Consider the following 22,082-nt stretch of genomic DNA (forward strand, 5'->3'; position numbering starts at 1 on the left):
TCAACCTTTTTGCCATCATATTGGTAATACAATTAATGGTATCCTTAATTATTCATAAAAGTCGTGGTTGAACCAACTAAAAAAGAATATATGTCAAATAGAGCATAGCCGCCATAGAAGCTTTACCAATTTTATGGTAAATATAGTTTCAGGACTGGCAGCATATAGTTTTCTTCCTAAAAAGCCTTCTTTGAAATTGGACAAACATTCTTATTTAGCTTAATCACAATATTACTTTAAATGTAAATAAGTGTTAAATTATTTCTTCATTTGTAGCTAAATTATTTTTTGGATTTTCTATATCTATATTTATACAAAATTGTATTTTATTTTTTCGAACTCAGGTTAAATTAATTCTATTTTTAATAATTAATTTAAATATTACCTCTAATTTTCTAGGTTAATTCCTAGGAAACTACATAAATTATAATATCATAAATCAATAGAGGAGGAAATTAATTATGTCAAAAAAGCCATTAGTTCCAGGTGCACAAAAAAAATTAGATAAGCTTAAAACAGAAACAGCAAATGAATTAGGTATAGATTTAAATAAAAAGTATGTTGCAGATTTACCCTCAAAAGAAATTGGAGCTCTAGCTGGTCCAACAGGTGGTAATATGGTTAAAAAAATGGTCGAAGATTATGAAAATAAATTGTTAAAATAAATGCATATTTGTTACAATCCAACGTTCTATATAACAAATATTTGTAAATAAAATAGACACCCTAAATAACGGGTGTTTATTTGTGATAAAAGATATCTGGCTAAAAACCAAACATATAACAGTTATATTTTAAATACTTAAATATAAAAATAAGCACCTAACAATGCTAAGTACCTATTTTTAATATTATTTTAAGAGTGCAGTAATTTATATAGAGTTATGGTGGTTGCAACCATTTTAACGTGCCCTGCAACCTTAGACACAATAACTGGTAATCATCTTCTTACATATTTACAATGAATAATAAAGTTAACCAATATATAATTTTACTGTAGGTATATTATATTCCCTAATTGTTACAATATTATTTTATATAGGTTAAATAAATATTTACTATATGAATAAAATTTCGTGCCTTAGATTCGTAGTAATTGCTTATGAAACTATAGTTGATCAGTAATAAATTTAACGTGAGTTCGAAAATAAAAGCTGTATTCCAGGCCACTATCACGGGGACTTTGAGATGAATTCTTATCAATTTCTTTAAGTTCTTCATCACTTAATATAGTATTTTTAGGGGGATGGGGTATATCTTTTAAACTTGGCAATCCAAATTTATTATATCTATGCAGATATCGCCTCACTGTGGAATCTGATTGGTGAACAAGTTTTGCAATTTTAAGACTTGAATAACCTTCCCCAAAATATAGTATTACGAGTAACCTTATTTTCATCCTTACATCTTTTTCTGTTTGATACAGCTGTTTTAACATATCATAAGAACTATGTTTACAATTAACTTTTAATCTTTCTTCCACAAATATCATCTCCAATACTTTATTTTAGTATTTCCCTTTTAGAGATTTTAATTATAGCTATTTGTTAGTTCAAATTATATAAATTATTTTTTGGATTTTCTATATCTATATTTATACAAAATTGTATTTTATTTTTTTTCGAACTCAGGTTATAATAAATACTTTTTTCGGTTATATTGATTTTACTAAAGTTATATTGACCTCTGGGGCAGATTTTCCAGATACATTAAGTGGGACAGCCTTAGTAGCATTAAAAGGAAACCCTATAATTTTAACAGGAGAATGTTCCTATTCTGGAGGTAAAGAAAGTGCAAATGATAATTTTATTGAAACTTTAATAGGAAATGAAGGCATACAAAATATATATGCATTAGGATTGGAAGGAAGTATATCAGAGGATAATTTAAACAGCATAGTAAACATTGAACAGGCACTGGATTTGGTTAAGTCACAAATAGAATTGGAAGCTAATGAGTCCATTCATATTCCTTTTGAAGAGTCTAGGTGGATAACTACCTATAATGGGGATAAATGTTATTGTATAGTTAAAGATTATAACGAAACAGGAGATCCAGATATAGGACTGAACTTTGTGAGTACCTGGTGAATATATCCACAGGACAAGTTACACAATGTATTCAGGGACAATATACTCCAATAAGTTAAGTTGACATAAAAGCATATTTAAATTATAATTTGTATCATAAATAAATGGATATGTGGCAGTGAATAGAAGAAGTAAATATGTTCTTATATGTAAAGAGAGGAAGTAGAGGGTGTAAAGCTTCTCATATAGGATTTATTGAAGGCTGTCTAGGAGCCTATCATGGTGTTTGAGAGGTATGGATTTTATATTTTAAAATCTGTATAATTAGGGTGGTACCGCGAAAAGTTTTCGTCCCTTTTGTGGATGAAAGCTTTTTATTTTTTAAATTATTTATAATATCAATAAGAAGGAGAGATGTATATGGAAAAATTAGGATTAAATCAAATTAGAGAAATGTATTTAAGTTTTTTTGAAAAAAAAGCACATTTAAGATTACCCAGCTTTTCTCTAGTACCTCAAAATGATAAAAGCTTGCTTTTGATAAATGCAGGTATGACTCCACTTAAGCCTTATTTTACAGGTCTTAAGGTTCCGCCTAGTAAAAGAGTGGCTACCTGTCAAAAATGTATAAGAACAGGAGATATTGAAAATGTGGGAAAGACTTCAAGGCATGGTACTTTTTTTGAGATGCTTGGAAACTTCTCTTTTGGAGACTATTTTAAAAAAGAAGCAATTCCATGGGCATGGGAATTTATTACAGAAAGTTTGAAGCTTCCAAAGGATAGATTATATGTTACAATATATTTAGATGATGATGAGGCTTATGATATATGGGTAAAAAGTACAGATGTGGATCCTTCCAAAATTTTTAGATTAGGAAAAGAGGATAATTTTTGGGAACATGGTGTAGGACCCTGTGGCCCTTGTTCTGAGATTTATTATGATAGAGCACAGAAAAAAATAAATAGTTATGATAGAGCACAGAAAAAAATAAATAGTGTGGAAGAATTTATAAAAGCAGCAGATAATGATGAAATAGTAGAGTTTTGGAATCTGGTTTTTACTCAATTTGACAAAGATGAAAATGGGAATTATAATAAACTTTCAAACCCTAATATAGATACAGGTATGGGTCTTGAAAGAATGGCTACCATAATGCAGGGAGCAAATAGTATATTTGAAGTGAACACTATAAATGCCATATTGAAAGAAGTATGTAATATATCTGGAGCAAAATACAATGAAGATAAAAATAATGATATATCTATAAGGATAATAACGGATCATATAAGGAGTATCACTTTTATGATAAGTGATGGTATACTTCCGTCTAATGAAGGACGGGGATATGTGCTTAGAAGACTTTTGAGAAGAGCTGCAAAACACGGTAAATCCCTTGGTATAAATGGCAGATTTTTATATGAACTTTCTGGCGTAGTTATAGAAAATTCCTGTGACAGTTATCCTAAGCTTAAAGATAGAGAAGAGTACATAAAAAAGGTTATAAGGCTTGAAGAAGAGAGATTTGATGAAACTATAGACAGCGGAATGAGGATTTTAAATGAATTTATAGAGGAATTGGAAAATAATAATAGTATCCTCCTTGAAGGAGAAAAGGCATTTAAATTATATGATACCTATGGTTTTCCTATAGAACTTACTGAAGAAATATTACAGGAAAAAAATATGGGAGTAGATTTGGAAGCATTCAATAAAAAAATGCAGAATCAAAAAGAAATGGCACGATCTGCCAGAGCAGAAACTAATTATATGGGAGCAGAAGATACTGTGTTAAATAAAATTCCCCTTTATATAGATACTGTATTTGAAGGCTATGATAGATTGGAGTCTACTTCAAAGGTTAAGCTCTTGATAAAAGAAGGAGAGTTTGTTTCTCTTTTAAGTCAGGGAGAAAAAGGTATTATATTAGTAGATAACACGCCATTTTATGCAGAAATGGGAGGACAGGTAGGAGATAATGGTGTTATATATAATGAAAATTTCAAAGGTAGAGTAGTAGATTGTAAAAATAATGTGGCAGGAAAGATACTCCATTTTGTGGAAATAATTTCAGGAAGTGTGAATTTGGAAGATACTGTTTTATTAAAAGCTGATAAAAACAGAAGAGATGATATAAGAAGAAATCATACTTCCACCCATATTCTAGGAGAAGCTTTGAGGAGAGTGTTAGGGGAACATGTACATCAATCTGGTTCTTATGTGGATGAACATAGATTGAGATTTGATTTTAACCATTTTGAAGCTTTAACTGATAAACAATTAAGAGAAGTTGAAGATTTGGTAAACGGAAATATAAGGGAAGCAAAAACAGTAAATACCACAGTGATGTCTTTAGAAGAAGCAAAGAAAAGCGGGGCAGTAGCAATTTTTGACAGTAAATACTCAGATGAAGTGAGAGTTGTTTCCATAGGAGATTTCAGCAAAGAACTTTGTGGAGGTACTCATGTGAGTAATTCTGGAGAGATAGGTTTATTTAAAATAGTTTCAGAATCGGGAATAGCAGCTGGTATAAGGAGAATAGAAGCTGTTACAGGAAGAGAAGCAATTGAATATTTATATTCAAAAAGTGATATGCTAAAGGAAATAGCAAATAAATTTAAGTGCTCTGAAAAGGAAATTATTCATAAATTGGATTTGCAATTTAATGAATTAAGGGAAGTAAGAAAAGAACTGGAAGAACTTAAAATGAAATTGGCAGGTAGTAAAGAGGATAGTATTTTAGATAGTGTTAAAATTGTTAAAGGAATAAACTTATTTACAGGAGTATTAAAGGATGTAGATGGAAATGCACTTAGAGAGTTGGCAGATAAAATCAGAAGCAAATCACAGAACTCAGTAGTTCTACTTGGAAGTGATGTAGAGGGAAAGGTAAATTTGGTAGCCATGGCAACTAAGGATGCAGTGGAAAGAGGAGTTCATTGTGGCAAAATTATAAAAGAAGTGGCAGCTATCACTGGAGGAGGAGGCGGCGGCAGACCCGATATGGCTCAAGCTGGCGGGAGGTTTCCAGATAAATTGGAAGAGGCAATAGGAAAATGCAGTATGATCATGGAAAAAATAGTTAAGTAGTATACATTTTATAAAATATGCTTTATAATATATTTAATTAGAATTGTTAGCGGGGTGAATATGTATGAGCAAGGATAATACCATTCAGTTTGATATTTCCGAAAGCAAAAAGGCTTTGACTAGAGAGATATTGACTGAAGTTTATGATTCGCTAATTAAAAAAGGATATAATCCTGTAAATCAATTGGTAGGATATTTGATTTCAGGGGATCCTACTTATATAACAAATTATAATGGAGCAAGGTCATTGGTTAGGAAGCTTGAGAGAGATGAAATACTTGAAGAAGTGTTAAAAGCATATTTGGGTATAAAATAAAAATGTCCTTTTAGGACATTTTTATTTTAAATTATGATAATAATAAAGATTAGGAGTAGTAAGAATTTGAGAATACTTGGATTAGACGTAGGAAATAAAACCATAGGAGTAGCTTTAAGTGATCCACTAGGAATAACTGCACAGGGAATTACTACCATAAGGAGAAAAGGGGAAGACAGGGATATTGAGGAGCTGAAATCCCTATGTGATGAATATAAAGTGGAAATAATTGTTTGTGGACTTCCTAAAAATATGAATGGAACTTTAGGCCCTCAAAGTGAAAAGGTATTAAAGTTTTGCCATAGTATAGAGCAAGTTATAAATTTGCCCATAAAAATGTGGGATGAGAGACTTACTACAGTAGCAGCTAACAGAGCTATGCTGGAGGCAGATTTATCTAGGGCAAAAAGAAAAAAAATAGTAGATAAAATGGCAGCTACTTATATATTACAGGGATATTTAGATAGAATCTCAAAATCAAGTGATTCTTAGGTTCAGAGGAAAGTACTTATCTCCATCTGAATCTTATTAATGGTATTCTTAGTGTCTTTAGCACTTAGAATACGTTATATCCTTCAGGGGAAGAACTTATCCAGGCACAGTCTGTGATTATGTTCTACTTTAAGATGAGAGGGTATTGGCTGATTGATTCTTTAGACAAAAAATTGTTTTTGCTATTAATTTTTATAAGAGAGGTAATTTTGATATGGAAAATGATGTTAGTAGTTTGATGCTGGAAGATGAAAAAGGAGATAGAGTTAAATTTAATGTAGTCACCAAATTTGATATAGAAGATAAAGAGTATATAATTGCAGTACCTGATGAAAATAAAGATTCGGAAGAGGCTATAGTACTAAAGATAATTAAAGGAGAAGATGGAAAGGAAGTACTTATAACGGTGGAAGATGAGGATGAATTCAATCAGGTTTCAGAAGTTTATGAAGCACTGTTTAATGATTAAAATAGTTTATTAATGTTAAAACTAAAGGCTATAAAGAAGTCCTATAGCTTTTAGTTTTGATATTAACTGATTTTCAATTGACAACTATATTATGCTATATTAGACTTATACTGTGATAGGTTGTTTTAGAAATATTTTTAAATTTTAAGGTGAAACGGGGTATAGTGATGTCAAGGCTTTCTGCTTCAGAAATAGATAGATTAAAAAATAGTTTGAAAGAAAAAGGATATAAACTTACACCACAAAGACGAGCTGTAGTAGATATTATAATAAAGAATGAGGGAAAACATCTTACTACAGAGCAGATATATGATCAGGTTAAAATTGCTTGTCCTGAAATTGGTTTGGCTACGGTTTACAGAACTGTACAGCTCTTAGAAGATATAGGAGTCATATGCAAATTGGATTTGAATGATGGATGTAATAGATATGAAATAGTTCATAAGGAAGAAAATCATCATCATCATCATTTAATATGTACTAAATGTTCTAAAATAATTGAAGTAACTGATGATCTTCTAGAATCTTTAGAGAAAAAAATAGAAGAAAAATATAATTTTAAAATACTAAATCATAGTTTGAAATTTTATGGTATATGCAGTGAATGTACAAAAAAATCAAAATAAATATAAATAAATTATGAAGAGAAGGAGGGAAGATTTTTTTGCGTAAAGAAAAAGAAAAAATAAAAATTATTCCACTAGGTGGATTAGGTGAGATCGGGAAAAATCTTACTGTAATAGAATTTAAAAATGATGTAATAGTAATTGATTGTGGTTTGAAATTTCCCGATGAAGAGATGCTGGGTATAGATGTGGTTATTCCTGATATCACTTACCTGAAAAAAAACATTGACAGGGTAAGGGGAATATTTTTAACCCATGGACATGAAGATCACATAGGAGCATTACCTTATGTTCTTAAAGAAATTAATGTGCCAGTGTACGGCAGTAAGTTAACTCTTGGCATTGTTCAAACTAAGCTTAGGGAACATAATTTAATTAATTCGGTGGATCTAAAATATGTAAAGGCTAGAGATGTAATTAAATTGGAAAGTATGTCTATAGAATTTATAAGAACCAGCCATAGTATAGCAGATTCCATGGCTATTGCAATACACACTTCAGCAGGTATTATACTCCATACGGGAGATTTTAAAGTTGATTATACACCTATTGATGGAAGTGTAATTGATTTAGCCAGATTTGCAGAGCTTAGCAAAAAAGGTGTCACTGTAATGCTGTGTGACAGTACTAATGTGGAAAGACCAGGGTATACTATGTCTGAAAGAACTGTGGGAGAGGCCTTTGAAAAATTTTTCGCTTCTGCAAAAAGTAGAATAATAGTAGCAACTTTTGCTTCAAATATTCACAGAATACAGCAGGTTATTACTGCAGCAGAAAAGTATGATAGAAAGGTAGCAGTTTCTGGAAGAAGCATGGAAAATATAGTGGAAGTAGCTACGGAACTTGGATATTTAGATATTAAAAAAAATACAATTATAAATATAGATAATATAAATAAGTATAATGGTAATAAAATAGCTATAATAACCACTGGAAGCCAGGGGGAACCTATGTCAGCCCTTTCAAGAATGGCAGCTTCCGAACACAAGAAAGTGAATATTATTCCGGGAGATACTATAATAATTTCAGCTAATTCCATACCTGGAAATGAGAAGTTGATCTCTAGAGTAATAAATCAGTTGTTTAAAAAAGGGGCAGATGTAATATATGAGGCTCTGGCAGATGTACATGTGTCTGGCCATGCTTGTCAGGAGGAGCTGAAACTGATACACACTATTGTAAAACCCAAGTTTTTTATACCGGTACATGGAGAATACAGGCATTTGAAACAGCATGCGGATTTAGCTATAAGTCTTGGACTTCCTGCTAACAATGTAGTCATAGCAGATAATGGTGATGTTATAGAAGTTTCCAGAGATTCCATAAGAAAAAGTGGTACAGTTGTATCGGGACAGGTATTTGTGGATGGCCTTGGAGTAGGTGATGTAGGAAATATAGTTTTAAGGGATAGAAGGCATCTTTCTCAAGATGGAATACTTACAGTAGTAATTACCATGGAGAAAGAAAGTGGAACTGTTGTTGCAGGGCCTGATATAATATCTAGAGGTTTCGTCTATGTCAGAGAGTCTGAAGACTTAATGGAAGAGGCAAAAGAATTGGTGAGAAATGCGTTAAATGAGTGTGAAAAAAAGCATATCACTGAGTGGGCAAATATAAAGTCTAATGTGAAAGAGGTACTTAGGCTGTTTTTGTATGAAAAGACAAAGAGAAAACCGATGATATTACCTATAATTATGGAAGTATAGTGCTTCTTTATAAGGAATATTTGTAAAGTTGACATTTTAATACTATAATATTAAAATAAATATTATAATTTTAATTGGATACAAAAGAGTATCCAATTTTTTCAGTATATGTATAAATTTTGACATATATATGTATATACCTAATTTCAAATTGGAGGAGTAATAATGGAATTATTTACAAGAAACGACATAAGGAATGTGGCTATAATCGCCCATGTTGATCATGGTAAAACCACATTGGTAGATGCACTTTTGAAACAAAGCAATATATTTAGAGTAAATGAAAAAATAGAAGAAAGGGTTATGGATTCTAATGCCCTGGAAAAAGAAAGAGGAATTACTATACTTTCAAAAAATACTTCTGTAGTACATAAAGGAGTTAAAATAAATATTGTAGATACCCCAGGACACGCAGATTTTGGAGGAGAAGTTGAGCGTGTCCTTGAAATGGTAGACAGTGTTTTATTAGTGGTGGATGCATATGAAGGACCTATGCCCCAGACAAAATTTGTTTTGAAGAAAGCACTGGAGTTAAAGCTTGAGCCTATAGTTGTGATAAACAAGATAGATAGGCCAGATGAAAGAGCTTCTGAAGTTTTGGACGAAATATTTGATTTATTTGTGGAATTAGGTGCCAGCGATTCACAGCTTGATTTTCAGGTGGTATATTGTTCTGCAAAGGCAGGTTTTGCAAAGTATGAAATAGAAGATGATTCCACTAATATGGAACCTTTGTTTGATACTATAATAAAAAATGTACCTGCACCTAAAGGATATATAGATATGCCTCTTCAAATGTTGGTAACTACTATAGATCATAATGAATATGTGGGCAGAATTGGTGTGGGAAAGATAACCAGAGGGATCATAAAGAAAAATCAGCAGGTTGCCCTAATAAGAAGAGGAAATAAAGTAGAAAATGTAAAGGTGTCTAATCTGTACACATATAACGGACTTAAGAAGGAAGAGGTAAATGAAGCTAAACTTGGAGATATAGTGGCAGTTTCAGGCATACAGGATATAAATATAGGAGAAACCATTGCAGATATTTCAAATCCTGAGGCTATTGCTTTTGTAGATATAGATGAACCTACGCTTAGTATGAACTTTATGGTAAATGATTCCCCTTTTGCAGGAAAAGAAGGAAATTTTGTAACCTCCAGACATTTGAGAGACAGACTTATGAAGGAGCTGGAAACGAATGTATCTCTCAGAGTAGAAGAGACTGATTCTCCTGACTGCTTCAAGGTAAGTGGAAGGGGAGAACTCCATCTTTCAATTTTAATAGAGACTATGAGAAGAGAGGGCTATGAATTTCAAGTTTCAAAACCTACAGTTATATTTAAAGAAAAAGATGGCAAAAAACTCGAGCCTATTGAACATCTCATTATAGACGTACCGGAAGAGTTCATGGGGGTGGTTATGGAGAAATTAGGGCCTAGAAAGGCTAATATGGTAAATATGACCTCGGCAGTAAATGGTTATGTGAGACTAGAATTTAAAATACCTGCCAGGGGACTTATAGGGTTTAGAAATGAATTTATGACAGATACTAAAGGAAATGGTATAATGAACCATGTGCTTGATGATTATGAAGAATATAAAGGGGACATACCTGAAAGAACTAGAGGATCACTTGTAGTGTTTGAAACGGGAACATCTATAACCTATGGACTCTATAATGCCCAGGAAAGGGGAAATTTATTTATAGGACCGGGACTGGATGTATATGAGGGAATGATAGCTGGAGAGTGTTCCAGAGCAGAAGATATAGAGGTAAATGTATGTAAGAAGAAACACCTTTCAAATACTAGATCTTCAGGAGCTGATGAGGCTTTAAAATTGGTACCTTTAAATGAAATGACTTTGGAAAAATCATTAGAATTTATAGCATCAGATGAGTTGGTGGAAGTAACCCCAAAAAGCATAAGGATGAGAAAGAAAATATTGAATTCAGAACAGAGAAGGAAAGCCATGAGAAAAAAATAGGAAGGATTGTTAATAGTGAAAAAAAACCTAAAAAGTATTTTTTTGCTCTGTAGTTTGGCTTTAATTATAATAGTGGGTATTTTATATTTTGTGGTAACAAACATAAAATACCCTCTCAGGAATAATAAAAGTAAAGTAAATATCAGTATAAATAATGAAAAGAATTTATCACAGGTAGTAGATAAACTAGAAAAAGAAAAATTGGTGAAAAATGCATTTATACTAAAATGGTATATAAATAGACATTTTGGAGATATTGAAGTAAAAAAAGGAGTGTATTCTTTTTCTAGTAATATAACTTTAGATAATTTTGAAACTTACTTAAAGACGGGAATCAGAGATGATGAGCCTGTAAAAGTTTTAATACCTGAAGGATATGATATAGAACATATAGGAACTACTTTAGAGAAAAAAGGAATAATATCCAGTGCAGATTTTTTAGAGAGCTGTAAAAATTATGAATTACCTGATTTTATAAAAGCAAATTCTAAAAGAAGGTATAACTTAGAGGGATATCTTTTTCCAGATACTTATGAATTTTTGAAAGGAAGTAGTGGAAAAACTATAATTGGTGTTATGCTGGATAGATTTACTCTGGTTATAGAACAAATAGAGAAGAGCACCCATGTGCAATTAGAAGGTAATAACCTGGATGATATAATAACCATGGCTTCCATAGTGGAAAAAGAAGTGGAAATTCCACAAGAAAGAGGAAAAGCAGCGTCGGTGTTTTATAACCGATTACAAAAAGGAATGAAACTTCAATCCTGTGCTACAGTATTATATGCTTTAGGGGTGTATAAAGAAAAATTATATTATAAAGATCTTCAGGTTGACTCTGTATATAACACTTATAAAGTGAGCGGACTTCCAGAGGGACCTATATGTAACCCCGGAAAAGGATGTATTCTGGCAGCTCTAAACCCTTCTAATACAAACTATCTTTATTTTGTTTCCAATAATGACGGCACGCATTTTTTTACAGATAATAGTGAGAAATTTTTACAGGTAAAAAAAGCTAACCAGGCAGATTGATTTTTGGAGGGAAAAATGAGTAATATTGCACATGATTATATAGAGTGTTATATAAGATCATTGATAGAAGAACATAAGGATATATTAAAGGAACTAGAGGATTATGCAAAAGAAAATTCAGTGCCCATAGTTCAAAGGGAAGTAGCAAAATTTTTAGAACTTATGATAAGTATAAAAAAACCTTTAAAAATTTTGGAGCTTGGAACAGCCATTGGCTATTCTGCAATTCTAATGAGTATAAGTTCTGGAAGAAAAAGTTTAATAACCACTGTGGAAAGAAATAGGGACATGGTAAGGATTGCAAAAGAAAATATAGAAAAATATAAATTTATGGATTGTATTCAGGTTATGGAAGGAGACTGTTTAGAAGTACTTAAAACCATAAAAGAGAAGTATGATTTCATATTTATAGATGCAGGTAAAGGACATTATAATCAGTTTTTGCCTTATTGCCTTAAATTATTAAATAAAGATGGAATAATAGTAGCAGATAATGTGCTTTTCAGAGGAATGGTTGCCTGGGATGAGTTGGTGGAAAAGAGGAAGATAACCATAGTTAAAAGAATGAGAGAATATTTAAGCGCCATATCTGATAATAATAAATTTATTACATCCGTTATACCTATGGGAGACGGCATAGCTGTCACAGTAAGGAGGGATTAATATGAAAAAACCAGAACTTCTAGCTCCAGCTGGAAACCTGGAAAAATTAAAAACAGCCATAAATTTTGGAGCTGATGCAGTTTATCTTGGAGGAAGCAGGCTGAACTTAAGAGCTTTTGCAGATAACTTTACAGATGAAGAATTAAAAGAAGGCATAGAATATGCCCACAGCAGAGGTAAGAAGGTATTTATAACTGTAAATGTATTTCCTCACAATGAAGATTTAAAGGGATTGGAAGATTATTTAAAAAATTTATATGAGGTGAAAGCAGATGCAATAATTGTGTCAGATCCAGCTATAATAGTAACTGCAAAGGAAGTTGTACCTAATTTAGAAATGCATTTGAGCACTCAGGCAAATAATGTAAATTGGAAGTCTGCTGATTTTTGGTATAGACAAGGAATGAAAAGAATAGTACTTGCAAGGGAATTATCTTTTCAGGAAATAAAAGAGATAAGAGAACATTTACCGGAGGATTGTGAAATAGAGGCTTTTGTCCATGGTTCCATGTGTATATCCTATTCAGGCAGGTGTGTACTTTCAAATTATATGACAGGAAGGGATTCAAATAGAGGTCAATGTGCTCAGCCCTGTAGATATAAGTATTACTTAATGGAAGAAAAAAGACCTGGAGAATATTTCCCTGTATTTGAAGATGATAGAGGTGCCTATATATTAAACTCAAAGGATTTATGCATGATAGAGTATATTCCTGAACTTGTAGAGTCTGGTATAAACTCATTTAAAATAGAGGGAAGAATGAAAAGTTCCTACTATGTGGCTACTGTGGTGAAAGCTTATAGAGGAGCTATTGATACTTATTTTAAAGATCCAGAAAATTATATGTTTCAAAATAAATGGATGGATGATTTGAATAAAGCCAGTCATAGAATTTATTTTACAGGATTTTATTTTGGAGATACTTCCAGTCAGAATCATGAGACTTCTTCCTACATAAGAAATTATGACATAGTAGGTATAGTTAAAAGTTACAATACTTGTGATGGTACAGCAGTTATAGAACAGAGAAACAAAGTTTTGGATGGAGATAGTGTAGAGGTATTGAGGCCTGAAGGAGAAAGTTTTTGTATAAATTTGGATGATATGAAAGATGAAGAAGGTAAAAAAATAGAAGCTGCACCGATGGCTCAAATGATATTTACAGCTAAGGTAGATAAAACCCTTCAACAGGGAGATATGCTTATAAAATTAAAAAAATTGTAAACTCATTTTAACAATTGGATAGCAGTGAATAAAATACCTTGTTTTGGACAAAAATTTAGTCTAGATGAGGTGTTTTTTATGTTAAAAATAAATAGAAATTTAATAAAAAATAGACAGTGTATTTTATTTTTGATTTTTAATGTTATATTCTTAATACTATATTTTAAAATAATAAGCCTTCAATATTTAAAAGAAGATGAACTCAGTGTGATGGCTAATTCTCAATATTCCTATAAGGAATCTTTAACAGATACCAATTATATATTATACGATTGTAATGGTGAAAAACTTATGAATTATAATAAAGAGTATTATGTTGTAATATCACCAGATATATTTTTAAAGGATAATCCAGATGCAAATTCTGAAAGTATGTTGACATTAATATATACTCTCAGGAATTATAATGAAAAATATGACTTGGCCAAGGTGAGAACATTAAATACCAGTGAAAAATTGTACTATAAGATTGATTTAAGTACTTATAACAAGTTAAAAAATATACATGATGTAAATGGATTTTATATATATGAGTATTCACCTCTAAGTAAAACTGGAGTATGGAGTATAGAAAATTTACTTTTAAATCCCAGAAGAACTTCGGATAATAAGGTGAAATCTAAAGATTCTTTAGAAATGCAGATATATGACAAGAGTAAAAATAATGAAAAGCCACAAATTGTATTTGAAAGAGATGCAAATGGAAAAATAATAAATGAAAAAACTATTTTGCCTGAAAATAATGTAAATGTAAGATTAACTTTAGATAAAAATATACAAAATGGTATAAAAGAAATATTAAATAGTAGTGAAAATAAAAATTTTGGTCAAATTGGGGTTGTTATGATGGAGGTCAGTACCGGTAAAATAAAAGCCCTGGTACAAAAAGATGATATAAAACCTAATGTGAATTTAGGAATTGCCACTAATCATGGATTTTTCCCAGGTTCCACATTTAAAGTTATTGTAGAAGAAGCTGGACTTGATAAAGGTATAATAAAATCTAGGGATAAGTTTACCAGCAAAGGACTATATGGGGAAGACAGTGAAAAATATAATGTTTTAACACCAGGAGAGGCGTTGACCCTGTCTTCCAATGATGTATTTGCACAAATAGGAAATAAGGTTGGCTTTAATAATTTTTATGATAATGCAAAATCTCAAGGGTTATTTGACAAAGTTTTGAATTTAGATGGGGAGAAGGAAGGAATATTTGAGGTCAAAAATCCTAATGTCAGTGATGGTAGTGTGGGGCTTGCTGCCATAGGACAAAATATAAGAATAACTCCAATAGAAGCTATAAGTATACCAAATACAGTTATAAATGATGGAGTATATGTAAAGCCATATCTACTAGATGCCTATGTGGATAACCAAAATAATACTATAGAATCTTTAAATACTGTCAGTAGTTCTGTAATAAAAAAATCTACTGCAGAGGAGATGAAAAATCAAATGATAAATGTGGTTAAAAATGGAACAGGAAGATCAGCTTATATAGATGGTATGGAGATAGGAGGAAAGACTGGAAGCACCCAAAGAATAGAATTAACAGGACAAAATAAAAATGCAGAGGAACATTCTGATGGATGGTTTGTGGGGTTTTTTAAGGTTTCTGGAAAATACTATTCTATGGTTGTGTTTGTTCAAGATATAGATAAAGATAGTGAAAGTGGAGGAAATACAGCAGCTCCAATTTTTAAGAATATAGTTTTAAAAACAAAATCTTATTTAAGATAAAGTTATAAAAAGTTAAATAATTTTTTTTATATATGCACTTTTTAAAAAGGCTGTTCATAGTATATTAATAAGCACTATTAGGAGGAGCAGCCAGTGTTTTTAACAAATTGCTTATTGGACATTCTAGGAAATGTAGTGTTTATGACAGCTTATGTTACTAATAATAGTTCATTTCCTCAACCTCTAAATGATGAAGAAGAAAAGTATTATTTAAAGAAATTGAAAGAAGGAGATTTGCTTGCTAAAAGTATTTTAGTAGAGAGAAATTTAAGGCTGGTAGCACATATTGTAAAAAAATATTCATATCCTGGTAAAGATGTAGATGATTTGATTTCTATTGGAACTGTGGGGTTAATTAAAGCAATAGATTCCTTTGATTCATGTAAGGGTACTAGGCTTGCAACATATGCAGCAAAATGTATAGAAAATGAAATATTAATGCTTATAAGGAATAATAAAAAAATTAAAAACGAAGTGTATCTTCAGGATCCCATAGGTGTGGATAAAGAAGGTAATGAAATATCTCTTATGGATGTACTAAGTAGTGATGAAGATTCTATAATTGAAATAGTAGAACAAAAAATACAAGTAAAAAAATTATATTCTAAAATAAATACCTGTTTATCCCAAAGAGAAAAAAGTGTGGTGGAAATGAGGTATGGGCTTTTAGAAAGTAAACCAAAAACTCAGAGGGAAATAGCTAAAATTCTAGGAATATCCAGATCTTATGTGTCCAGAATTGAAAAAAAAGCTTTAAAAAAGTTATATAAAGAACTAAATTATGGCACTAGTGGCTCAGGACGTAATTAAGTGGACACTTATTTCTGAGATAAATCTAACCTTCTTGCACTAAAAATGTGTATTTTAAGTGTGTACGGAATTAAGTCTTGAACCACTAGATAATATTAGGAGCAATAATGAAAAAAGTAGGATTGATATTTTTAATGAATTCCATCGTATGTGTTAGATTATATATTTCTAAATTATAATAAAACATATACATGGAATTTACAATATTATCTGTACTTTGGAGAAGTGTAAAAAATAATACCATTTAAATCTAAAAAACATATAAAATTTTAGAAGCAAAGAACGAATATAGATAAGGGAAGGTTTGCCTAATGATTAGTAAATTTATTTTTAGTCAATTCCAAAATATAAAAATATCGAGTATAAATCTTGTTTTATACATCGATAGCAAAAATAGTAAATATGTGTGAAAGGGGAACCTAAAGTGGTATCACTAAAAAATTTATTGGAAAAAACCGTAGAAGAAAATGCATCTGATTTACATCTCACAGTGGGAGCACCTCCTGTCATGAGAATAAATGGGAAACTCAAAAAATTGGGAAAGGAAAAATTACAACCGCTAGATACGGATAAATTTAGTAGAGAAATATTAGAGGAAGATTATGAAAAGTATCTGAAGATTGGCGAAATTGATATATCATTTTCTATAGGAGGACTTGGGAGATTTAGAGTAAATGTATTTAAACAGAGGGGAAGTAGTGCTATTGCAGTAAGGGTTGTGGGACTAAAGGTACCTACTTTAAATGAACTTAATTTTCCTCCGGTGATAAAAGAATTATTAAACCATAAAAGAGGGCTAATTTTAGTAACAGGACCCACTGGCTGTGGGAAAAGTACAACTTTAGCAGCCATGATAAATGAAATAAATTCTAACAGGTCAGCTCATATAATAACTCTTGAAGATCCTATAGAATATTTACATAAACATAACAAATCTTTAATAAGTCAAAGGGAAATAGGTAAGGATTCTTTAAGTTATGCTAATGCATTAAAAGCAGTGTTAAGAGAAGATCCCGATGTGATTTTAGTTGGAGAAATGAGAGATTTAGAGACAATATCTATTGCACTTACCGCTGCTGAAACTGGCCATTTGGTATTTTCCACTTTACATACTGTAGGAGCAGCTCAAACCATAGATAGAATTATAGATGTATTTCCACCTCATCAACAGCAGCAAATAAAAATACAATTATCTGCAGTTATAAAGGGAATAATATCTCAGCAACTTTTGTCAAAGTCAAATGGAACTGGAAGAATAGCTGCACTAGAAGTTATGATTGCTACAGAGGCCATTAAAAATATGATAAGGGAAGGAAAGACCCACCAAATAGAATCTTCTATGCAAACGGGTATAAAATATGGAATGAGAACAATGGATATGTCTTTGGCTGAACTTTATAGAAAAGGACAAGTAACCTATGAATCTGCCCTTGCCTATTCTATTGATCATAATATACTTACTAGAATGATGTCTTTATAAAGGTACATAATAAAATTTAAAAAGTTTGTTTTTAGAAGTTATTTTATAGTTCTCTTAATTATGTAAATTATTTTAACATAATTAAGAGAATTACTATAGTAATTAGTTCTTATTTATGCTAAAATAACCTTGAATTAGGGGGGATTGAATTGAGCATATTTAAAGAAATAATTCTTAATGCCTCTCGTGTTTTGACTTACATGGTCTATATAATATCAATATATTACCTATGTATATCATTTTTTGGAATATGGAAGAGAAAGGATGAACAAGAGGTAGGCCCTAAGAATAGTTTTGCATTGATTATAGCGGCCCATAATGAAGAAGCTGTAATTATGGACATTTTAGAAAGTCTAAATGGACTGGAATATCCTAGAGAACTATATGATGTTTTTGTTATTGCAGATAATTGTACAGATAATACCGCGTTGAAAGCCAGAGAAAAAGGTGCCATTGTATATGAAAGAGTTGATGCAAATAAAAGAGGTAAAGGATATGCACTGGAATGGATGTTTCGAAAAATCTTTAATATGAGAAAAAAGTATGATGCAATTGCTATATTTGATGCGGATAATTTGGTACATAAGAATTTTTTAAAAGAAATGAATAAACAGCTTTCTAAGGGGTATAAAGTTGTTCAGGGATATTTAGATAGTAAAAATCCTTATGATACCTGGATAACGGGAAGTTACTCCATAGCATTTTGGACCTGTAATAGAATGTTTCAACTAGCTAGAAGTAATTTGGGATTGTCAACCCAGCTAGGTGGAACGGGTTTCTGTATAAATACAGATATTTTACAGAAGCTTGGATGGGGAGCAACTTGTCTTACAGAAGATTTGGAATTTACCTGTAAGTTAGTTTTATATGGATATAAGATAGGATGGGCTCATAATGCTATAATATATGATGAAAAACCTCTTACACTTTTTCAATCTTGGAAACAGCGTAAAAGGTGGATGCAAGGATTTGCAGATGTATCCAGCAGATATTTTTTTAAGCTTGTAAAAAAATCAATAAAAACTTTTAATTTTGTTCTTTTTGACTGTGCTCTATACAGTATTCAGCCTATAATAACTGTGCTTATAGGATTATCTGTTATAAGTGGAGGAATTCAATATTTTATGAAAACATATCATTTAATATCCAATTTTAATACAGTGGTATATTCGGTAAATTTTAATTTACTTACGATATCAGCGATATTACTTTCTATATTGCAATTTATATACACTCCGTTTATGTTGATTTTAGAAAAAAAATTAGATTTGAAAATATTTTTTTATTATATAATCTATCCTTTTTATGCAATTACTTGGTTTCCTATTTCAGTGCAGGGTATTGTAAATAAAAATGATAAGGAATGGAGTCATACCACCCACAGCCGAAGTATAAAAATAAAAGAATTAGAAAAAGCTAATTAAAATTAAAATGTAATTTTGATTTAAGGGAAAAAACAGTAGGTTTTTTCCCTTAATATGCATTTTAAACAATTTAAGATGCATATTAGGAATTTAATTCCAAATGATATTATTTAACTGTATTTGAGATTTTATTAAAATGTGATAAAATATAAGAGGAAATTTATATTTTTTGTTGAATATATATTTTGACGGTTTATTTTATTCTATGATTGATAATTTAATACTCTAATTAATTTTAGCAATTTAAATATGCGGATATTGAAATAGATAAAAAATGTTTCTTGATAGATTGATGATAAGTGGTAAAAATCCACTTAAATCCCAAAAGTCTGTTTATGAAAAAAGGGGGGACATACTTTATGAGTGGATATATAATTGGAATAGATATAGGTTCATCCAATATTTGTGCTGCAGCTGGAAAAGTGGATAGGGTTGGAAAAATGCAGATACTAGGGATAACTTCTTCGGACTGCAATGGTGTAAAAAAAGGAATAGTTGTGGATATAGATAAAACCTCTGAATCTATAAAAAATTGCATAAATTCATTAGAGAGAATGATAGATATTAAAATAAATGAGGCATATATATCTCTACCTGGAGGAATAAGTGAACTTATGTGGAATAAAGGGGTAATTGCTGTATCATCAGAAGATCGTGAAATAAGGTATAATGATGTGAAGAGAGTTTTAAAAGCAGCTAAAATTATTACTATTCCAAATGATAAAGAAGTTATAGGAGTAATACCCGAGCAGTACATAATTGACGGCTATGATAATATAAAAGACCCTATTGGTATGAATGGACTTAGATTGGAAGTAGATGCCCAGATAATATTGGCTCGTTCAACTATAATAAATAATATTTTTAAAAGTGTAAATAAAGCAGGAATAAAGGTGCTTGGAATAGTATTTCAACCTATAGCTATATCCCAGGTAGTATTAAAAGAAGAGGAAATTCAAAGGGGAGTGGCTCTTGTAGACGTGGGTTCGGAGTCTATAAATATTTACATATATGAAGGAGGAATTCTAAGGAGTATAAGTACCATAGCTTTAGGTGGAAACATTATAACAAATGATATTTCAGTATGTCTTAAACTCCCTTTTTCAGAGGCAGAAAAGCTTAAAATAAAATATGGCAGTGTAAGTGCTGATCCAGGGAAGAAAAGCTTAAAAATAGAAGTTAATGCAGATTATAACAAGGTTAAAGTGGAGTATGATGTTTTAGTACAGATTATGGAGGCCAGAGTTGAAGAATTACTCTCTATAATAGATAAAGAAATAAGAGTTTCTGAGTACTATGACAAGCTCTCAGGGATAGTTTTAGTAGGGGGAGGTATAGCTACAATAAAGGGTATAGAAGATTTTAGTAAAAATTTTCTGGAAAAATTCATGAGAATTGGAACTACAAGATATATAGGGGCCTCAAGTCCGCTGTACGTTACAGCAGTTGGCATAGTAAAGGATGTTTCTAATTCAATAAAATATAAAAATATAGATACTACAGTAAATAAAAGTGAAAGTACAGCTAGTTATGAAGAAATAGCTGTGGGATTAGGAAAGAAGAATGATAAGGATAAACATATGGGGTTTGTAACAAAAATAAAAGAATTTTTTACGGACTTTTTTTAATAAGGGAGGTTTAGGTATTGTGTTAGATTTTGATGTAGATGTTCAGCAATTTGCACAGATAAAAGTAATAGGATGTGGCGGCGGGGGAAATAACGCAGTAAATAGGATGATAAAAGAAGGATTAAAAAATGTGGAATTTATAGCTATAAATACAGATAAACAGGCATTAATGCTTTCACAAGCATCACAGAAAATACAGATAGGAGATAAACTTACTAAAGGACTTGGAGCAGGAGCAAATCCTGAAATAGGACAAAAAGCTGCAGAAGAAAATAAAGATGAGATAACACAGGCCATAAAAGGTGCAGATATGGTATTCATTACAGCAGGAATGGGAGGTGGAACTGGAACTGGGGCGGCACCTATAATTGCCGAAATTGCCAAATCTATGGGAATACTCACAGTAGGAGTAGTTACCAAGCCTTTCCCTTTTGAAGGAAGGAAGAGGATGCTGCATGCAGAAATGGGAATAAAAAACTTAAAGGACAAGGTAGATACACTGGTTACAATTCCAAATGAAAGACTTCTTTCTGTAGTAGATAAGAAGACAACTTTAATGGAGTCCTTTAGATTTGCAGATGATATATTAAGACAGGGTGTACAAGGTATATCAGATTTAATAACCATACCTGGTCTTGTAAATTTAGATTTTGCGGATGTAAGGACGATTATGATAGATAAAGGACTTGCTCACATGGGAGTAGGTAAAGGAAATGGAGATAACAGAGCACAAGATGCTGCTAAACAAGCTATATCAAGTCCTCTTCTTGAAACTTCCATAGTAGGAGCTACAGGGGTTCTTCTTAATATAACTGGTGGACAAGATCTTGGACTGTTGGAAATAAATGAAGCAGCAGAAATAGTTCAAGAAGCTGCAGATCCTGATGCGAATATAATATTTGGAGCTGTTATAGATGAAAATATAAAAGATGAAATAAGGATTACAGTTATAGCTACAGGTTTTGAAGCTGAGAAAGATGAAATTAAGGAAGACTTAACTGTAAAAAAGGAAATTAAAAAATCCCAATCTAATAATATAATCAATAGTAAAAATGAAGCTGCTGCTTCCTTGGAATATGAAAAGTTTAATGAAAATGATTTAGAAATACCTGCTTTTTTAAGAAGGCAGAAAAAATGAAAAAAATCCACATAAGGCAATTATGCCTTATGTGGATTTTTTTATTTTCTTAATAAAGCAATTCATTACTAAAGAAATCATTGAGAGTAGAAAAATTGTTTAGAATAAAAGGAAAATTATTGGCATAATATAGAAAATAAAAATATTATATACAAATGTAAAATGACAAAATTTTCAAATTAATAAGTATATAATATAAATAGATATTAGGTAGGTGATCT

The 22,082-nt window shown here is 31.1% G+C and carries 19 protein-coding genes, 1 pseudogene and 1 other annotated feature; of the genes and pseudogenes, 19 read left to right on the top strand and 1 reads right to left on the bottom strand.

The genetic code is table 11. The features are described from left to right. Nucleotides 1-82: 82 nt before the first annotated feature. Together V7Q02_RS00790 and V7Q02_RS00795 are read left to right on the top strand one after the other, a co-directional pair. Nucleotides 83-223, top strand: a pseudogene (locus tag V7Q02_RS00790) (IS982 family transposase); the annotation flags it as partial. A 238-nt stretch (nt 224-461) separates the two neighbouring features. Next, nucleotides 462-665, top strand: coding sequence for an alpha/beta-type small acid-soluble spore protein (locus tag V7Q02_RS00795; protein ID WP_333859051.1), 204 nt, complete (start codon nt 462-464; stop codon nt 663-665). A gap of 443 nt (nt 666-1,108) precedes the next feature. On the opposite strand, the gene V7Q02_RS00800 is transcribed toward V7Q02_RS00795, so the two are convergent. Next, the gene (locus tag V7Q02_RS00800) at nt 1,109-1,483 is read right to left on the bottom strand and encodes a helix-turn-helix domain-containing protein (RefSeq protein ID WP_333859052.1); all 375 of its coding nucleotides are present in this window, start codon (nt 1,481-1,483) and stop codon (nt 1,109-1,111) included. 121 nt (nt 1,484-1,604) lie between these two features. On the opposite strand from V7Q02_RS00800, the gene V7Q02_RS00805 reads away from it, so the two are divergent. From V7Q02_RS00805 to ftsZ, 17 genes are all read left to right on the top strand, one after another. Continuing rightward, entirely contained in the window at nt 1,605-2,090 is a 486-nt protein-coding gene (locus V7Q02_RS00805) for a cell wall-binding repeat-containing protein (protein ID WP_333859053.1), read from the top strand. Between the two features lie 109 nt (nt 2,091-2,199). Next, nucleotides 2,200-2,389 (top strand) — a binding site (T-box leader). Nucleotides 2,390-2,450: 61 nt separating this feature from the next. Then, nucleotides 2,451-5,120: an alanine--tRNA ligase gene (gene alaS, locus V7Q02_RS00810; protein WP_333859054.1), complete on the top strand. Its 2,670-nt coding sequence runs from the start codon at nt 2,451-2,453 to the stop codon at nt 5,118-5,120. 64 nt (nt 5,121-5,184) lie between these two features. Further along, on the top strand, nt 5,185-5,436 hold the full coding sequence (locus V7Q02_RS00815; protein WP_012101712.1) for an IreB family regulatory phosphoprotein: 252 nt from the start codon (nt 5,185-5,187) through the stop codon (nt 5,434-5,436). A 66-nt stretch (nt 5,437-5,502) separates the two neighbouring features. Then, entirely contained in the window at nt 5,503-5,928 is a 426-nt protein-coding gene (gene ruvX, locus V7Q02_RS00820) for a Holliday junction resolvase RuvX (protein ID WP_333859055.1), read from the top strand. Nucleotides 5,929-6,142: 214 nt separating this feature from the next. Further along, nucleotides 6,143-6,397: a DUF1292 domain-containing protein gene (locus V7Q02_RS00825; RefSeq protein WP_333859056.1), complete on the top strand. Its 255-nt coding sequence runs from the start codon at nt 6,143-6,145 to the stop codon at nt 6,395-6,397. Nucleotides 6,398-6,564: 167 nt separating this feature from the next. Next, a complete protein-coding gene (locus V7Q02_RS00830) occupies nt 6,565-7,023 on the top strand; it encodes a Fur family transcriptional regulator (protein WP_333859057.1) in 459 nt (152 codons plus the stop codon). A 38-nt stretch (nt 7,024-7,061) separates the two neighbouring features. After that, nucleotides 7,062-8,729, top strand: coding sequence for a ribonuclease J (locus V7Q02_RS00835; RefSeq protein WP_333859058.1), 1,668 nt, complete (start codon nt 7,062-7,064; stop codon nt 8,727-8,729). A gap of 165 nt (nt 8,730-8,894) precedes the next feature. Further along, nucleotides 8,895-10,718 (top strand): translational GTPase TypA, encoded by a 1,824-nt coding sequence (gene typA, locus V7Q02_RS00840; protein ID WP_333859059.1) that lies wholly within the window; start codon nt 8,895-8,897, stop codon nt 10,716-10,718. Between the two features lie 15 nt (nt 10,719-10,733). Next, nucleotides 10,734-11,753 carry an endolytic transglycosylase MltG gene (gene mltG, locus V7Q02_RS00845; protein ID WP_333859060.1) on the top strand — a complete coding sequence of 340 codons (1,020 nt, stop codon included), beginning with the start codon at nt 10,734-10,736 and terminating at the stop codon, nt 11,751-11,753. Nucleotides 11,754-11,768: 15 nt separating this feature from the next. Further along, the gene (locus tag V7Q02_RS00850) at nt 11,769-12,416 is read left to right on the top strand and encodes an O-methyltransferase (RefSeq protein WP_333859062.1); all 648 of its coding nucleotides are present in this window, start codon (nt 11,769-11,771) and stop codon (nt 12,414-12,416) included. 1 nt (nt 12,417) lies between these two features. Then, the gene (locus V7Q02_RS00855; RefSeq protein WP_333859063.1) at nt 12,418-13,641 is read left to right on the top strand and encodes a peptidase U32 family protein; all 1,224 of its coding nucleotides are present in this window, start codon (nt 12,418-12,420) and stop codon (nt 13,639-13,641) included. Nucleotides 13,642-13,719: 78 nt separating this feature from the next. Further along, nucleotides 13,720-15,381 carry a penicillin-binding transpeptidase domain-containing protein gene (locus V7Q02_RS00860; protein ID WP_333859064.1) on the top strand — a complete coding sequence of 554 codons (1,662 nt, stop codon included), beginning with the start codon at nt 13,720-13,722 and terminating at the stop codon, nt 15,379-15,381. A gap of 93 nt (nt 15,382-15,474) precedes the next feature. Further along, nucleotides 15,475-16,191: an RNA polymerase sporulation sigma factor SigK gene (gene sigK, locus V7Q02_RS00865; RefSeq protein ID WP_333859065.1), complete on the top strand. Its 717-nt coding sequence runs from the start codon at nt 15,475-15,477 to the stop codon at nt 16,189-16,191. 424 nt (nt 16,192-16,615) lie between these two features. Beyond that, on the top strand, nt 16,616-17,671 hold the full coding sequence (locus V7Q02_RS00870; RefSeq protein ID WP_333859066.1) for a type IV pilus twitching motility protein PilT: 1,056 nt from the start codon (nt 16,616-16,618) through the stop codon (nt 17,669-17,671). A 200-nt stretch (nt 17,672-17,871) separates the two neighbouring features. Beyond that, nucleotides 17,872-19,095, top strand: coding sequence for a glycosyltransferase family 2 protein (locus V7Q02_RS00875; protein ID WP_373844917.1), 1,224 nt, complete (start codon nt 17,872-17,874; stop codon nt 19,093-19,095). Nucleotides 19,096-19,454: 359 nt separating this feature from the next. Then, on the top strand, nt 19,455-20,723 hold the full coding sequence (gene ftsA, locus V7Q02_RS00880) for a cell division protein FtsA (RefSeq protein WP_333859068.1): 1,269 nt from the start codon (nt 19,455-19,457) through the stop codon (nt 20,721-20,723). A 19-nt stretch (nt 20,724-20,742) separates the two neighbouring features. Beyond that, a complete protein-coding gene (ftsZ, locus tag V7Q02_RS00885) occupies nt 20,743-21,861 on the top strand; it encodes a cell division protein FtsZ (protein ID WP_333859069.1) in 1,119 nt (372 codons plus the stop codon). Nucleotides 21,862-22,082: the final 221 nt, after the last annotated feature.

This window comes from Clostridium sp. (assembly GCF_036781005.1).
Lineage (GTDB): Bacteria > Bacillota > Clostridia > Clostridiales > Clostridiaceae > Clostridium_B.

Coding starts and splice junctions, on each gene's coding strand:
- V7Q02_RS00795 (WP_333859051.1), top strand. CDS start 462: ATGTCAAAAAAGCCATTAGTTCCAGGTGCACAAAAAAAATTAGATAAG.
- alaS (WP_333859054.1), top strand. CDS start 2,451: ATGGAAAAATTAGGATTAAATCAAATTAGAGAAATGTATTTAAGTTTT.
- V7Q02_RS00815 (WP_012101712.1), top strand. CDS start 5,185: ATGAGCAAGGATAATACCATTCAGTTTGATATTTCCGAAAGCAAAAAG.
- V7Q02_RS00825 (WP_333859056.1), top strand. CDS start 6,143: ATGGAAAATGATGTTAGTAGTTTGATGCTGGAAGATGAAAAAGGAGAT.
- V7Q02_RS00830 (WP_333859057.1), top strand. CDS start 6,565: ATGTCAAGGCTTTCTGCTTCAGAAATAGATAGATTAAAAAATAGTTTG.
- typA (WP_333859059.1), top strand. CDS start 8,895: ATGGAATTATTTACAAGAAACGACATAAGGAATGTGGCTATAATCGCC.
- V7Q02_RS00850 (WP_333859062.1), top strand. CDS start 11,769: ATGAGTAATATTGCACATGATTATATAGAGTGTTATATAAGATCATTG.
- V7Q02_RS00855 (WP_333859063.1), top strand. CDS start 12,418: ATGAAAAAACCAGAACTTCTAGCTCCAGCTGGAAACCTGGAAAAATTA.
- V7Q02_RS00860 (WP_333859064.1), top strand. CDS start 13,720: ATGTTAAAAATAAATAGAAATTTAATAAAAAATAGACAGTGTATTTTA.
- V7Q02_RS00875 (WP_373844917.1), top strand. CDS start 17,872: ATGGTCTATATAATATCAATATATTACCTATGTATATCATTTTTTGGA.
- ftsA (WP_333859068.1), top strand. CDS start 19,455: ATGAGTGGATATATAATTGGAATAGATATAGGTTCATCCAATATTTGT.